Below are 13,775 nucleotides of genomic sequence, written 5' to 3' on the forward strand. Positions count from 1 at the left end.
CCATTGTCTACACCCTCTAAGCACGGTTCCAAGCCGGCCACGTTCTACGTGACCTGATTTGGCGTCTTCATGGCGCTAGGTCGTAACGGGCGCGTACCCGATCAACGATGCGCCGAAACTCGTCGTGGCATTGAGGCCAATAGAGGAAGCCGGATCGAAAACCGGCAACATCCCAGTTGCGGCCATGGTGGTCACGCTCGTGGAAGCTTGGGGCGGCAACGGTCAATTCAAACAGGGCATTACCCTCCAGCGCCGTCCGCAATAGCGGTACCAGCCGCAGCTGCTGCTCGATTTCGCCAACCAGCGCCTGCGATGCAAGACAATCTTTACTCATCGCCGTGCTCCATGGTCGCTGGTTGCGGGGCAAAAAGCTGAAGACATGGCTTCAACCCCGGCATGCTGACGCGGCATAGGAGCCATCACAGTGACTGCTCCTTGGAGGCCTGAAGTCGTGGTTCATCTGCGGCCTGTCGGCGCTTCACAAGCTGGGCATAGGCAAGGGCATCGCTCAAGCGCTCATACCGGAAGTTTTGAAAGCGGTAGCTTCCCGCGTCGAAAGCTATGGCCCATTGCGTCATGGTTTGGCGCTCCTCCCCGGCAGGCAGGCAAGGCGCCTCATCGGCAAGCGCTGCCTCTCCGAAGTTGCCCGGGGGCTGCCTTGCACGGTCCAGTTTGGCGTACGCCACCGCATCGGCAAGCCGGTCGTAGCGGAAGCCGCGGTACTCGTAGCGCCATCCGAGGCAACGTATGCCGAGATCCGCCCTGAGACGAAGCTCCTGCAGGGCCGAATCATCGACACCGCCTTGTTCCATGTCGTCAGACGCAAGGACATCTTGCGGGCCATGCCCTCTGTCGACGATGGCGAACAGTTGCGTGCCAGATGGCCTTGAGCTTGCGGTGCCAAACGCCGTAATTGTCAGATCCCGCGGGCGGCTATCTCGCGCGTGGGCATGCCGTGCAGTTGAGGGCAGGCGCCGCATGAGCTTCGGATGTCGGATCATGTAGGCCCGCATGGTTGAGAGCCACTGCGCGCGGCCTTCAATCAGCGTTGAAAATGCCTCATTGCCGGTTTTCCCCCTGGAACGCTGGCGTAAGTCAGGCGTCAGCTCAAAATAGCCCTCGAAGCCCCTTTGCCACGCATCGTGCCGGCTGGACCATGTGCCTAGCGACTCGCCGGTGGCTTGCGGCATGTTCTGCGCTTGCAGCAAGGGGTTGGTGCGCCAGTTGCCACCCTGGGCTGCGGTCCGCGCGCCATCGCGCTCCAGCCTCAATTCGCTGAAGGAGTCCATACGCCGGTGCCTTGCTCGGTCCCACTGGACCGTATGTGAAGTGGTCGATCGTGTCGATCGAAATGGCGAGAGGCTGCGGCGGGGCGTGGTTCTTTGCAACCGCGGGCGGGCTATAGGCTCCCGGAAATTCAAAGAGTACACCTCAAAGCGGCTGCCGTCTTGTACATCCTGCTCACCGTTGCATTGGGTGGCAGGACATTGGCAACCACGGAAAGCGCCGATAGCTCAGCGATTGTCTGGATGGGGCTGACGCCGCTTACCGATGGCGGTTGAGCGACTTCAGCGACGGCCGGATGGCCGCCTGTGCGTCTTGGCTTCTCGCTCCTGCTCGCGGGCCAGTACCTCGCGCATGACCCGCAGCGTGTTTGTGAAGGACGCCAACAGTTCTTGGGCCTTGGCAGTGTTATGGCCTTGCTGGCCAAGGCTGGCAACGAGGGCTGTTTGCCCAAGCACACGCGCTTGGCCTTCGGCTACATGGCGATGAGCCATTTCCAACAGCGTTTCATGTTGAGCCATGCTTATTCTCAAATTCCGCCGGTTGTAGCCGTACAGCGGTTGTTATTGATGCGGGCACAACGAGAATTCGTATGGCGACGCGGTGGAGATTTTTATTCGCCAGGATTGCGGCTTTTTTTGCTTTATGGCGGCTCCTATATCACATTCAAAATGCCTTAACAGGAATTCAATGCCATGGTTGTTGTGTTTGCCCTGCTGACAACTTTGACGAGACGCCACTTCTCTTATGCAGCCTTTTGATTGCTGCAATGCAACATCATGCGCTGAAATTGCTAGAAACGCCACTGTTCTTGGTCCGGGCGTGAGCGGCCAGCGCGGGGGCGGCCTATAAGAAATTTGAGACTACCAGCCTTATTGCGCCGTGCTGGCAGGCAGCAGGCGGTCATATTCGCCGCGCACCACGGCATAGCACTCGCAGGTCCGGCGCTCCAGCGCGGCGCGGTCCAGCACAGTGATGTGCCCGCGTCGGTACCGGATGAGCCCATCGCGCTGCAACGCGCCGGCGGCCTCCGTAACGCCTTCACGGCGTACGCCCAGCATGTTGGCAATGAGCTCTTGCGTCATGACCAGATTGGGGCCCTGCAGCCGGTCCAGGCTCAGCAACAGCCAGCGGCACAGCTGCTGGTCAAGAGAATGGTGGCGGTTGCATACGGCCGTTTGGGCCATTTGCGTGATGAGGGCCTGGGTGTAGCGCAGCAGCAGGTGCAGCACCGGCGCCGATTGCTCGAATTCGCGTTTGAGCCACGAGCCGCGCAAGCGAAAGCCGCGGCCCGCGCTCTGCACGACGGCGCGGCTGGGCGTCGTCTCGCCGCCCATGAAGACCGACACGCCGACGATGCCCTCGTTGCCGACGACCGCGATTTCCGCTGACGCACCGTTTTCCATCACGTACAGCAGTGACGCGATGGCCGTGCAGGGGAAATACACATCCGTCATCGCGACGCCGGACTCGTAAAGCACCGTGCCCAGCGGCATGTCCATGGGTTCCAGCGCCGCCTGCCAGCGCGCGAAGTTTTCTGCCGGCAAGGCCGCCAGCAGGCGGTTTTGTCGTGGATCGAGATCAGGACTCATGGGCGGCTCCGGTCATGGCCGCACCGGCGGTATGCATGTTCAGACACACTGCCAAGCAAAGCTCACTGTTTGAGGGCAGGTGTCCTGGGTACGCCAGCGCACGAAAACCTGCTTCGGCGAAAAGAAATGCGCACTGTACGCCGCCGCACTGACGCGCCGTCCGGCAGCTCCTAACGTTGCTGTCAGGCCCCGTCGCACTGGTTTCAGGTTCAACCTGTAGGGGGCTGGTGCAATACGCTTGGCGACGCGCACGCCACGCTCCTGCAGGGAGGCAAGCGATGCTGGAAAACCTGCTGATTGCTCGCCTGCCTCGATATGCACAGTTGCGCCTGCTGGCCATGTCCGAAGCGGTGCAGTTATGTCCCGGAGACGTGCTCTGCGAGCCCGGCGTGCGGGCACGGTGCGTTTACTTCCCGCTTGACGCCATCGTGTCGCTGGTGGCCACCGTAGCGGGCTCGCGCCTGCTGGGCGTGAGCCGCGAGGGCGTGACTGAGGCGGCCGGTGAGTTGCAGCAGCGCTTGCTGATTCGCTATCACAGCGGCATGGTCTGCGTGCTCGACCGGCCAGGCCTGGAAAGCGTCGCCTGTGGCTGCCAGGCGGCCGACCAGCGCGCCTACAACGCGCTGCTGAGCCCGTGACGGGTGCTGTTCCAGTTGTAGGGCCGCTGCCATGCGCAGCCAGTTTCGCCATCTGCGGGATCGCCGCTTGCCATTTCGTCTTATCTGTTCACAGGAGTCTGAAGTGGCCGTTCTATCCAGGCATGGACAGTTGGGCGGGCCACCGGTAGCTGCGACGTCTCGCGCCTGGAAGTGCCAGTGTGGGCACGAGATTTACTTCCGCAACAGCGCGTGTCTTGGCTGCGGCGCGCCGCTGGGCTACGTGGCTTCCCGTGGAGCCATGCTGGCACTGCAGCCGGGGTCTCAAAAAGGCACTTGGCAGGCTTGTGGCAGCAGCGGCCCGCGTGTCCCGGTGTACCGCCGCTGCGCCAACTTCGCATCGCCGGCAGGTTGCAATTGGCTTGTCAATGCCGGCACCAGAGGAAAGCGCGTTCAGCTTTGCCAATCTTGCGCCCTCAACCAATGTGTGCCCGACCTGTCACGGGCCGGGGACCTGGTATTGTGGACGCGCATGGAAAGAGCCAAGCGCCGGCTGGTGTCACAGCTCATCGGCCTGGGGCTGCCGGTGGTGTCCAAGGTGAGGGACGATCCGGCACGCGGCTTGGCCTTTGAGTTCCCAAGCCCGTCGCCAGGGGGTTCGCGCGCCCTGACCGGGCACGGCAATGGCGTCATCACCATCAATCTGGACGAAGCCGACGACCCGGTACGCGAGCAGACCCGCCAGGAAATGGGCGAGCCCTACCGCACGCTGCTTGGGCATTTTCGCCACGAGGTCGGCCATTACTACTGGGACCGGCTGGTGGCCGGCACTCAGTGGCTTGTTCCCTGCCGGGCCCTGTTCGGCGACGAGCGGCTGAGCTACGGCTTGGCCCTGATGAAGCATTACGAGCAGGGGCCACCGCCGGACTGGCGCACGACCTTTGTGAGCAGCTATGCCAGCATGCACCCCTGGGAGGATTGGGCCGAAACCTGGGCGCACTACCTGCACGTTCGGGACACGCTCGATACGGCCTTGAGCCATGGCATCCGCGCGCAGGCGCAGTGCGTCCAGGCGCGGCCCTTCGGCCGTGAAGACCTCTGGACACCGGCCGATCCCGCAGGAGACGCTTTCCTGGACATGCTGCATGCGTGGATAGAGATCACTGCGGTGATGAACGAGATGTCGGCTGCCATGGGCCATCAGGACTACTATCCCTTTGTGCTGCCGCGTGCCGCGGTGGCCAAGCTTCATTTCATCCACTGCGTGGTTTCGCAGGCAAGACAGGAAGATCCGGCGTCAGACCCGCCCGCGGTCATGGCCGCTGCAGCGAGCACATCGGCACGCACACCGCGGCGACGAGCGTCCGGACTAAAGGCAGGAGAGGGCACCCATGGTGCGCATTGAGCTTCAAATCGAGCTGGGATACGACATTGACCAGCATGGTGCAGATTTTGTTTTCAACATTCACCCTGCCCACACGGCGTGCCAGAAGGTGTCGCAGGAACACCTGAGCTTGAGTCAACCGGTTGAGGCGCAGGTCCAGACCGATACGGCCACGGGCAACCGCTACCTGCGGCTGCGGGCCTTGCCCGGGCGGTTGAACGTGGCCTATCGCGCCACCGTGGACATGACGCACCACCGCGTTGACCCTGGCCAACTTGCCGAGGTGCCCGTGCGCAGCCTGCCGCTGGGAGTCATGCAATACATCTATCCCAGCCGCTACTGCGAGTCCGACCGGCTCATGCGCCTGGCGTTCAAGGAGTTTGGTGGACTCTGGCAGGGCCATGGCCGGGTGCAAGCCATCATGAAGTGGGTGCAGCAGCACATCGCCTTCACGTCCAACGTCTCCAGCTCGAAGACCTCCGCCGTGGAGACACTCATTGAGCAGGCCGGCGTTTGCCGTGACATGACGCACCTCATGATCACCTTGTGCCGAGCTCTCAACATCCCGGCCCGCTTCGTGACTGGCACCGACTACGGCGCCGATCCGGCGCTTGGGCCGCCCGACTTCCATGCCTACGTCGAGGCCTACCTGGGAGACCGCTGGTACATCTTTGATGCCTCCGGCACAGGCATACCCATGGGCTTCGTGCGCATAGGCACTGGCCGGGATGCGGCAGACGTTGCATTTGCAACCATGTTCGGTGGCGTCACGTCGGTGCATGCGCCCATGGTTCGCGCCGTTGCCGTTGGCAACGCCGATCAGGGCTTTGAGCAGCCTTACCATTGCGATCTTGCACTGTCGACCGACAGCTGCAGCGACTGCCCGCCTCAGCCATGAAGGTTTCTTGACTTTGCTCCGCCAGATTGAGCTGCGACGTTCCTGCGTGATTTCAGCGGGGGTAGGCCGTCAGGGCTCGGGGCGGCCGTTGGGCAACAGCGGCTGCATGGGCAGGACACGGTGCAGCTCATTCTTGAGCGCCTGCAGCTCCAGCGGTTTTTCCAGGTAGCCGTCCATACCGGCGGCCAGGCATTCCTGTCGCCCCTGGACCGAATGCATGGCCGTGGCGGCCACGATGGGAAAAGGGCGCACCACGCCCTGGCGCTGCAGCGTGCGCAGCTGCCGGGTCGCCTCCAGGCCGTTGAGCCCGGGCATGTGCACGTCCATCAGCACCAGGTCCGGCGCCCGGGCACGGCAGAAGGCAATGGCCTGCTCACCGTCCGCCGCGATGTCCACTTCGCAGCCCAACAGCTCCAGCAGCCCTCGCACCACCAGCTGGTTGACTGGATGGTCGTCCACCGCCAGGACCAGCCACGTCGCCGGCGAAAGCCGCGTGAGCCGTTCAAGGTCCGCCAGCATGGCTTGCGGCGATTCGGCCACCAGCAACAGCAGTGGGCGGTTCGCAGGCGGACCGGCATCGAGCAAGGCCTGTGCGTCCTGCAGCGACTGCAGCAGGGTCACGTGCCAGCCCTGCCGCCTGAGCCGGTATTTGACCGAATCCAGCCCCCCGGGGATGGCATTGACCAGCCAGGCCGTTGCTCCATGGGCTTGCGCGGGCAGGGGCTCGTTGATCAGGCGCGCGGGCAGTACGGCCTGCCAGGTGAAGCTCAATCCTTCACTGCGGGCTTTGTGCAGGCTCAGCGCCACCTCAATGGCCGGCTGTGTGTGCAGCGGCTCGCGCCACTGCGCATGAACATCGTCCAGCCCCGTCATGCCGATGCCACCGGCGCCGTGGCGTTTGAGCACCTCCTCCAACGCCTGGTCCGTCACGAAAAGGCCGGTGCCGGCGGCCGTCACCGTGACGGCACAGTGGTCCGCGTCCAGCATGACCGCCTCGGCGGTGAGGGTGAGGAACCCTTGGTCGATCGACTCCGTAAGCGTCAGCATCAGCCGGTGCATGGCCGCGCGGATGGGGTCTGCGTTCGTGGCCAACTCGATGTTGGAGCCCCGGTAGTCAAAGAACGATACCAGGCCTTTGGTGCGTGCCAGGGGCAGCACCTGCTGCGCGCTGTGCGTGAACAGTTGAGAAAACTCCATGGGCGCCACCTCATCACGCCGTGACGGAGGACGGCAGTCGGGCGTCGCTCCTGCTCGTCAGCGTGCGGGCTCCCGGGCGGCCGAGAGCGAGGGCTGTGCGACCGCCGTCGCTGTTGATCAAAGCGCCACGGTCTAATCGGGATGACCCGGGACGGTGAGCAAGGCCGCCAGGCGTGCAAGGGTGGCTACGCTGGACCGCAGGCTGGCGCTCATGGCCACTTGTTGGGGCGCGTCCCGGCATGCACGCTGTCAATGGACTTCACGGCCCATGCAGGCTACTTGCCCTTGGGCCGCTCAGGTGTCGGCCGCGTCAGGGACGAGGCCGACACAAGCACGGGCGGTGGACGCACCTGCTTGGGCTTCTTGGCTTCCTTGTTGCCACGTTGTCTCTTGGTCATTGCCGCTTCCTTCATTCGATAAATGGGAGAGCGCATTTCATGCGCCTGTTGCAGGTTGCTGCACGCGGACTCGGGGCGTCTGTACGTTGGCCCACCGAGCGCGTGGGCTATCCCTGCCGTGCGCTGAGTGAGGACCGCGTACGCCAGCGCACCGACGCGGCGACTGGCAGCCCTTAGCGTCTGGACATGAGGCCCCAGCCTCGGCAGCCGCCATGACGCTCAAGCACGACATCGCCGTGATCCGCGTCCACAAGGCTGTCGGTCATGCCTGTTAGGCCGCATGGCATGCGGCAGGCGCGAACCGCCGTCCATGCCCGTGAAAAACCCACCATGCAACGCATCCTGATCCTTGGCGGCACTGGCTTCGTTGGCCAGGCGCTGCAGCGGTCATCCGCGGCCTGTGATTGGGCTGCCCACGAGCCCCGGGCGGCTGCTGGCGAGCCTGATGCAATGGCTGCCTGGCGAGCCGCCGATGTCGGCCGACAACCTGGACTCCATGAAGGTGGACAACGTCACCACCAGCTTGTTGCCTGACCTGCGGGCCTTGGGCATCCAACCCGCTTCGCCGGCCACGGTGGCTCCGGAGTACCTGCGTCCGGCTTATGACTTTGCGCGGCTGGATGCCTTGCGCATGCGCAGGCGTTGATGAACTCCGCGCGCGCCAAGCGATGGAGGCGGTGGAGGCCTATCTGGCACGGCGCCGCGTGCGGGGCTGGTTTCGCTGCCTGATCGGCTTTTCAACGGCCAGGGGCCCCAACTGGGGCCGCATCGCGGGCTGTGTGCCATGCAAGGGAGCAGCGGGCAGTGCACGCACGCAGCCGTTTGGACTGCGATGGCTATCGTGGTGCTTGGCGGTGCACAGCGGGCGTGGCTTGCGTCGGTCGCCTTGCTTACGCAAGGGCGCGGCTGAAGTGGTACAAGCGATACAGCGGGTTTCCCAGCGGCGCCCAGGCGTGTTGGTGCAGGGCGCCATCCGCTTGAAGCGGCACCGGCAGCAGCCCTGCCCATGCTTCGACAAGCCATGAAGGCGTGCAGCTCGCGCGCCGAAACTGATTGACCGTGCAATATCTTCTTCCCCTGCGGCGTGACCGGGTCACCCTTAGCGCTGGTCGCTGCGAACTCCTGAGCCGACAGTTCCCCGCCGCGGTGGACCGGCTGCGTCAGGCGCGGGACATCGCTCCGGGGAGTTTTGACGACTTCGTCACCTTGGGCTGGATGACCTGGCACAACGCAGCGTTGGAGCTCACGGCGGCCGGACGGACCGTGCACAAGCCGGTCGTGGCCGCGGGATGTAAACCATGAAGCCCAACGAAAAGGCCGAGCTTGAGCGACAGGGCGCCAAGGCCGCGGTGCGCGGCGAGGACGCTTTGATGAATCCGATGCTGTTGCTGCACAACATGCCGCTGGCCACAGGTGAAACGCGACAGGAGTGGCGCCAGAGGCTGGATGCCTGGCAGGCAGGCTACGAACAGCAGGTGCTGAAGCCCCTGTCCATCAAGTGGCTGCCGACTGGGCGTTGACGGAGGCGTTGGGCGCGACGTTGCCCGGCGTCCCGCGCTCAGCCATGTGGCTGCAAGCTGATTGGCATGTCCTTAAGCGCGACCATCTGATCGGCGTAATACCAGCGCCAGGCAAAGTATCGGTACTGCTCGCGCCGCAGATGGGCCTGGCTTCTTTGATCGGACCAGGCTTTCACGGCGGCGTTGTCGGCCGTATCGTCCGAACCACGCTCCGGCAGTGACGGCAGGGACGGCTCGACCACGGCAGGCTGGAACCAACTGGGAATGTCATCAGGGGCATGCGCTGCGAAATGCGCGCGAAGATCGTCAGGAGTCATGGGCTGTAACGGTTGAAGTAAAGGGGATGAAGTAGCACTTGGCTGGCGTGTGCCGCATCACGGCTTGTTCAACCCGCGGCGCTCACTTGCGCTTGAGCATCAGGGGCGGCGGCTGCACTGGCCAGTGTGACGTGTATTCGCTACCAAGCATGAAAATAAATATTTTCAGTTGCTTTTCATTGAAATTGATGGTCTCGCCAGAAAGTCTCCACCAAGGTTGGCTCGGCGGGTCATTCCCGTGTTTTAAATTCCTTGCCGTTCCTGTGCTTCAATCTTGCTGTCCGCGTGAAGCGGAGTGAATTGAAGCCGTCTTCCCACGGCAAGATGATATTGGACCGGAATGATGAGGAGCCAACGCCGCTCCGGATCTGTATTTTCTTCGCCCGGAAGGGGCTGGCAACCCGCCGTTAGAGAAATCCACCGGCGAGTTTTTCATTTCCAAGCGAGTAGCCTGTGAATATGGGGTTGTCGGTTGGTTACATCAAATTGAATCAATGCGCCTTGCGTTTGGCGCGCGTGGCCGGCTGTTCTTCCAACGGCGCTTCGGCGGGCGGCTCACCGAGGGAAGCCTGCTGCAGGTTTCCAATCATCTTGTTCGACATCTGGCTCAGCGCCGCCATGTTGGTCTGGGCCAGATCGGTCAAAAACTCCAGGTGACTTTGCATCAAGCCCTGAAGCAGGCTGGCGAAAGCCTTGGACTGTCCCACGTCCGATATATTTTCCTGCACCTGCTTGACCATTTTTTTGGGTTCATGCGAGGTTTTGCCCGACGCCGCCTCTTGGACAGTTTGAGCGAATATTTTTTGACCGTTTTTCAACCACAAGCTCACCATTTCCGGTGAGGCCGAAAAACGCGTCAACAACTGCATGTTACGTTGTGTCAGGCGAACATAGGGTTGCATGGACGGTTGCAGTGAATTTTCATTGAGCATAGTGTTGATGGGATTTGTCATGTAGTTCTCCTGTGGATCGTATATCTTGAGCAAGCAGTGGTCCCACCAAGTCTGAAACCAAAAAAATATCTTCCAAAATAAATCAGGCCCGCTAATCAAGGCACCCCAAAGCCAAACTGCCTGAACACAACACGGGCTGGTTCGCTGCGAAGGTAGGCAACGAATTCGCGCGCCAGCGCCGGATTCCTGCTGCCCGCAACGACGGCTGCCGCATGGTGGATAGGCGTGCCCAGGGGCAGCGTCTGTACCACCCGCACGCGGCCTGCTGCCGCGGCCACATCGGTGGCAAAGACAAGGCCCGCGTCCGCATCGGAGCTGGCGACCAAGTCCAGCACCTCGTGCACGCTCTCCACGATGACGACCTTGCGCTGCAGTGAAGACCACAGGCGCTGAGCGTTGATTGCCTCGCGGGCATAGCGCCCTGCGGGCACGCTGGTGGGACGCCCCATCGCGATACGCATCACCTCCGGACGCGCCAGATCGGACAGCCGTTGCACGGGCAGGCCTGCTGACATCGGCACCACCAGGACCAGTGCGTTGGAGGCAAAGACGTTGAGCACAGCGGGCACCAGCAAGCGGCGCTGCTCGCCCAGTTCCAGGGTTTGCACGTCCCCAACGACCAGCACGTCGGCCGTCGTGTCGTGGCCGAGCTGCTCCAGCAGCGCGCCAGAGGCTCCTGCAAGGAAGCTCACGCTGACGCCGCCGTGGCTGGCTGTGAACTCCAGTGCCACGGCCTTCATGGCGTCGCCCAGGCTGTCGTCCATGGCCACTGTCAGGCGCTGAGCCAGCGCTGGTGAGGCCGCCGCAGCTAGCGCCACGAGCGCGCCGGCGCAGCGCACGATCCACTGTCGGCAGGTTTGCGTCATGCAGGCGTTGTAGCGATTACGGCTACGGGCTGAGCGCTTCGTCCGTAAAAAGCCGCTACAGCTTGCGGCGCACGCCGCTGGGATTCACGGCTCACGTGCATGCCGCAACCGGGCATAGGCCACTGCATCGGCAAGGCGGTCGTAGTGAAAGCCCTCGTACACGTAGCGGCCGTCCTCGAAACACACGCCCAGCGATTGCATGAGGACCTCTTCCTGGCCTGTGGGAAGGTTCACTTCTTCAAGCAAGGAGGGACTGGGCAGGTTATCCTCGGCCAGCATGCGTGCAACGCGGGTGCCTACCAAGCGCGCATACGCCACGGCATCTTCCAGGCGGGTATATCGGTAGCTGCGAAAGTGGTAGTAGCGACCTTCGTGGTGAATACCCAGCATTGCCATCAGGTGCGCCTGCTCCTCGTGATCGGCCTCGGCCAACTCACGAGCAGGGGTGCTGCATGTATTCGCATGGCCGCCTTCGGTGATGAAGGTGTCTTGGGCGGCAGCATCGATGCTGCCGCTGCTTGCCGTCGAACGACTGGTCGGGATGCTCATGTTGCGGTTCTCCCATGGCGGTATGAACTCGTCTTCATGTCGCGGATGCTTCCGGTGCCGCTCATGGCCTGGATGCTCCCTGATGAATGAATGGGTCCAATCACCAGTCAGTGTCCCGTGTGAGGAACGACAGCACGGGCGGCTTGCCCATTGAAGATCGTGCGCCGTCGTGAGGACGGCATCTGTACGCTGGTGCACGGAGCTGCACCCAGATGCCCTCAAGCCGGCGGAGCCAGCTTCTAGGAAAGCGCCCGCCAGCGCCCCCTGGGTACAAGCCCGTGCTTACAGCACGCGGATATTGGAGGCCTGCAGGCCTTTGCGGCCCTCGGTAATCTCGAACTCCACACGCTGGCTCTCGACGAGCGTCTTGTTGCCGTCGCTCTTGATTTCGCTGAAGTGGGCGAACATGTCTTTCCCACCCTTGTCAGGCGTGATGAAGCCAAAGCCCTTGGGCTCATCAAACCATTTCACGGTGCCTGTTTCGGTACTCATGGAGTCAATCCTTGTGGGAGAAATTCGAAAACGAGGGGATTACCGCAAGCGGTCCCGGTGGTTTCGCAGCGCAATAGGCAAAAGCCGCTCGCGTTCGGGAAGCCACAGGAATGACCTCCGCAAGCCGTGCAGGCTGTGTGTCGCTTACAGCGTGCGGATGCTGGAAGCCTGTGGGCCCTTTTGGCCCTGCGTGACTTCGAATTCCACGCGCTGGTTCTCAACGAGGGTCTTGAAGCCGTTGCCCTTGATCTCCTTGAAGTGGGCAAACAGGTCCTTGCCGCCGTTGTCAGGCGTGATGAAGCCAAAGCCCTTGGTTTCGTTGAACCATTTCACGGTGCCAGTTTCGGTCGTCATGTCGTCAATCCTTTGGGGAAAGTTGGGGAATACGGGTGGTGTGATTGCGGCTTACAGCGTGCGGATGCTGGAAGCCTGCAGGCCCTTTTGGCCCTGCGTGACTTCGAATTCCACGCGCTGGTTCTCAACGAGGGTCTTGAAGCCGTTGCCCTTGATTTCCTTGAAATGGGCAAACAGGTCCTTGCCGCCATTGTCAGGCGTGATGAAGCCAAAGCCCTTGGTTTCGTTGAACCATTTCACGGTGCCAGTTTCAGTCGTCATGTCGTCAATCCTTTTAGGAATATTGGAAAGGCCCCAGCTTTGGCTGGTGCGGGAAATTAGCTTCCTTGCAAGGAAGCCAAGGTCATGAGGTATTGCCGCGGCCTGAAGCATCAACGCCTGCGCTGATGGGCCGACGGAGGCGGGCCACGCCGCTCGAGGTGCCGGAACGTGATGCGGCCCTTGCTGAGGTCGTAGGGAGAGAGCTCCAGCGAGACGTTGTCGCCGGCCAGGATGCGGATGCGGTGCTTCTTCATGCGCCCGGCGGTGTAAGCCACCAGCACATGCCCGTTCTCCAGCTTCACGCGAAAGCGCGAATCCGGCAGGACCTCGCCGACCACGCCCTGCATTTCGATCAGTTCTTCCTTGGCCATGGAGTTACTCCTGTGTGTGTGAAAGATGGGAAAGCCGGGCAGGGCCGGTCGCGGCCTGGCTGGCAGCCGCACGGCTGATCCAGTCAAGTCCTTGATCGCAGGCGTACTGCAGGGCGGCTTCGCCGGAATCGAATTCCGGCACGAAGCGCATGACGCGGTCGTGGGAAGCGCTGCCGTGCCCGCTGCGTATGGAAACGGAGGCGGCGTAGCGGCTTGGCCCGATGTGTCGGGTCAAAGGGGAGACAAGGTACTTGCCTACCCGGAAAGATTTATTGATGAGAGGCTTTCGGCGGCGCGGCCCACACTGGGGGTCGGCCGGGTCTGACTGAGGTGGCGTGCTGGGATGCACGCACAAGCGGCGGATGAACTCGGTCCGGGCGCGGGCTGGCAGGGGTATTCGCTGCGAGCCAAGGGCAACCAGAACATCGAAATCGCCGAGGCAATCAGCAGCTCTGGAGCGGGATGGAGATCAACTCGTGATCCGGGCGCCGGCTTAAAAGACCGCTTTGTGCAAGCTGGTTTACCGCAAGCGCCAGTGGCTAATGTAGCACGCATTCTGCCGTTGCGTGATCTACCAATTTTTTTGATCTCTTGGCGCAGCATGCTGGGCGCGCATTTGGCAGTGCGCGCGCACTGCACAGTGCTGCCCCATACCGAGGAGGCTGCCAGCGCTTGAAGCGCTGTCAGCCAGCGACCCTGCCAAGCGCCAGAAAGTTGCGGGCCTTTGCTCCGGCAGGCGCCCC

General features: G+C 62.5%; 20 protein-coding genes and 1 pseudogene. 8 read left to right on the top strand and 13 right to left on the bottom strand.

Features of this window, described 5'->3' with window-relative positions; translation table 11 throughout:
• Positions 1 to 67: 67 nt before the first annotated feature.
• Both SM757_RS09545 and SM757_RS09550 read right to left on the bottom strand, forming a co-directional pair.
• Positions 68 to 334, bottom strand: coding sequence for a hypothetical protein (locus SM757_RS09545; RefSeq protein ID WP_322465253.1), 267 nt, complete (start codon positions 332 to 334; stop codon positions 68 to 70).
• Positions 335 to 419: 85 nt separating this feature from the next.
• Positions 420 to 1,289, bottom strand: a complete 870-nt coding sequence (locus SM757_RS09550; RefSeq protein WP_322465254.1) for a CrpP-related protein — start codon at positions 1,287 to 1,289, stop codon at positions 420 to 422.
• Positions 1,290 to 1,592: 303 nt separating this feature from the next.
• Between SM757_RS09550 and SM757_RS09555 the strand changes: the two genes are divergently transcribed.
• Positions 1,593 to 1,964: a hypothetical protein gene (locus tag SM757_RS09555; RefSeq protein WP_322465255.1), complete on the top strand. Its 372-nt coding sequence runs from the start codon at positions 1,593 to 1,595 to the stop codon at positions 1,962 to 1,964.
• Between the two features lie 192 nt (positions 1,965 to 2,156).
• On the opposite strand, the gene SM757_RS09560 is transcribed toward SM757_RS09555, so the two are convergent.
• Positions 2,157 to 2,876 carry a Crp/Fnr family transcriptional regulator gene (locus tag SM757_RS09560; protein WP_322465256.1) on the bottom strand — a complete coding sequence of 240 codons (720 nt, stop codon included), beginning with the start codon at positions 2,874 to 2,876 and terminating at the stop codon, positions 2,157 to 2,159.
• Between the two features lie 278 nt (positions 2,877 to 3,154).
• Between SM757_RS09560 and SM757_RS09565 the strand changes: the two genes are divergently transcribed.
• The 4 genes and pseudogenes from SM757_RS09565 (at position 3,155) to SM757_RS09575 (ending at position 5,754) form a co-directional block, all read left to right on the top strand.
• The gene (locus SM757_RS09565; RefSeq protein ID WP_322465257.1) at positions 3,155 to 3,514 is read left to right on the top strand and encodes a hypothetical protein; all 360 of its coding nucleotides are present in this window, start codon (positions 3,155 to 3,157) and stop codon (positions 3,512 to 3,514) included.
• A 31-nt stretch (positions 3,515 to 3,545) separates the two neighbouring features.
• Positions 3,546 to 3,962, top strand: a pseudogene (locus SM757_RS35550) (zinc-ribbon domain-containing protein); the annotation flags it as partial.
• 42 nt (positions 3,963 to 4,004) lie between these two features.
• The gene (locus SM757_RS09570) at positions 4,005 to 4,877 is read left to right on the top strand and encodes a zinc-binding metallopeptidase family protein (protein WP_322465258.1); all 873 of its coding nucleotides are present in this window, start codon (positions 4,005 to 4,007) and stop codon (positions 4,875 to 4,877) included.
• On the top strand, positions 4,864 to 5,754 hold the full coding sequence (locus tag SM757_RS09575) for a transglutaminase-like domain-containing protein (RefSeq protein WP_322465259.1): 891 nt from the start codon (positions 4,864 to 4,866) through the stop codon (positions 5,752 to 5,754). The genes SM757_RS09570 and SM757_RS09575 overlap by 14 nt, the downstream gene beginning before the upstream one ends.
• 69 nt (positions 5,755 to 5,823) lie before the next feature.
• Here the strand turns inward: SM757_RS09575 and SM757_RS09580 are convergent, their stop codons facing one another.
• Both SM757_RS09580 and SM757_RS09585 read right to left on the bottom strand, forming a co-directional pair.
• Positions 5,824 to 6,951 carry a response regulator gene (locus SM757_RS09580; protein ID WP_322465260.1) on the bottom strand — a complete coding sequence of 376 codons (1,128 nt, stop codon included), beginning with the start codon at positions 6,949 to 6,951 and terminating at the stop codon, positions 5,824 to 5,826.
• Between the two features lie 275 nt (positions 6,952 to 7,226).
• Entirely contained in the window at positions 7,227 to 7,349 is a 123-nt protein-coding gene (locus tag SM757_RS09585) for a hypothetical protein (RefSeq protein WP_322465261.1), read from the bottom strand.
• Positions 7,350 to 7,794: 445 nt separating this feature from the next.
• Between SM757_RS09585 and SM757_RS09590 the strand changes: the two genes are divergently transcribed.
• Positions 7,795 to 7,995: a hypothetical protein gene (locus SM757_RS09590; protein WP_322465262.1), complete on the top strand. Its 201-nt coding sequence runs from the start codon at positions 7,795 to 7,797 to the stop codon at positions 7,993 to 7,995.
• A 652-nt stretch (positions 7,996 to 8,647) separates the two neighbouring features.
• Positions 8,648 to 8,869, top strand: coding sequence for a CrpP-related protein (locus tag SM757_RS09595; protein WP_322465263.1), 222 nt, complete (start codon positions 8,648 to 8,650; stop codon positions 8,867 to 8,869).
• A 38-nt stretch (positions 8,870 to 8,907) separates the two neighbouring features.
• Here the strand turns inward: SM757_RS09595 and SM757_RS09600 are convergent, their stop codons facing one another.
• The 8 genes from SM757_RS09600 to infA form a co-directional block, all read right to left on the bottom strand.
• A complete protein-coding gene (locus SM757_RS09600) occupies positions 8,908 to 9,186 on the bottom strand; it encodes a hypothetical protein (RefSeq protein WP_322465264.1) in 279 nt (92 codons plus the stop codon).
• Between the two features lie 491 nt (positions 9,187 to 9,677).
• On the bottom strand, positions 9,678 to 10,139 hold the full coding sequence (locus SM757_RS09605) for a hypothetical protein (protein ID WP_322465265.1): 462 nt from the start codon (positions 10,137 to 10,139) through the stop codon (positions 9,678 to 9,680).
• Positions 10,140 to 10,234: 95 nt separating this feature from the next.
• Positions 10,235 to 11,005: a molybdate ABC transporter substrate-binding protein gene (gene modA, locus SM757_RS09610; protein ID WP_322465266.1), complete on the bottom strand. Its 771-nt coding sequence runs from the start codon at positions 11,003 to 11,005 to the stop codon at positions 10,235 to 10,237.
• Between the two features lie 84 nt (positions 11,006 to 11,089).
• The gene (locus tag SM757_RS09615; RefSeq protein WP_322465267.1) at positions 11,090 to 11,554 is read right to left on the bottom strand and encodes a hypothetical protein; all 465 of its coding nucleotides are present in this window, start codon (positions 11,552 to 11,554) and stop codon (positions 11,090 to 11,092) included.
• A 282-nt stretch (positions 11,555 to 11,836) separates the two neighbouring features.
• Positions 11,837 to 12,046: a cold-shock protein gene (locus SM757_RS09620; RefSeq protein WP_322465268.1), complete on the bottom strand. Its 210-nt coding sequence runs from the start codon at positions 12,044 to 12,046 to the stop codon at positions 11,837 to 11,839.
• Positions 12,047 to 12,190: 144 nt separating this feature from the next.
• On the bottom strand, positions 12,191 to 12,400 hold the full coding sequence (gene cspE / locus SM757_RS09625) for a transcription antiterminator/RNA stability regulator CspE (RefSeq protein WP_322465269.1): 210 nt from the start codon (positions 12,398 to 12,400) through the stop codon (positions 12,191 to 12,193).
• 51 nt (positions 12,401 to 12,451) lie between these two features.
• Complete coding sequence (gene cspE / locus SM757_RS09630; protein ID WP_322465270.1) at positions 12,452 to 12,661, bottom strand: transcription antiterminator/RNA stability regulator CspE; 210 nt, start codon at positions 12,659 to 12,661, stop codon at positions 12,452 to 12,454.
• Positions 12,662 to 12,771: 110 nt separating this feature from the next.
• Complete coding sequence (gene infA / locus SM757_RS09635; protein WP_322465271.1) at positions 12,772 to 13,032, bottom strand: translation initiation factor IF-1; 261 nt, start codon at positions 13,030 to 13,032, stop codon at positions 12,772 to 12,774.
• A 343-nt stretch (positions 13,033 to 13,375) separates the two neighbouring features.
• Here infA and SM757_RS09645 point away from each other — a divergent pair, with 343 nt between their 5' ends.
• A complete protein-coding gene (locus SM757_RS09645) occupies positions 13,376 to 13,708 on the top strand; it encodes a hypothetical protein (RefSeq protein ID WP_322465272.1) in 333 nt (110 codons plus the stop codon).
• Positions 13,709 to 13,775 lie beyond the last annotated feature (67 nt).

It is taken from the genome of Azohydromonas lata (genome assembly GCF_034427735.1).
Taxonomy (GTDB): domain Bacteria; phylum Pseudomonadota; class Gammaproteobacteria; order Burkholderiales; family Burkholderiaceae_C; genus Azohydromonas; species Azohydromonas lata.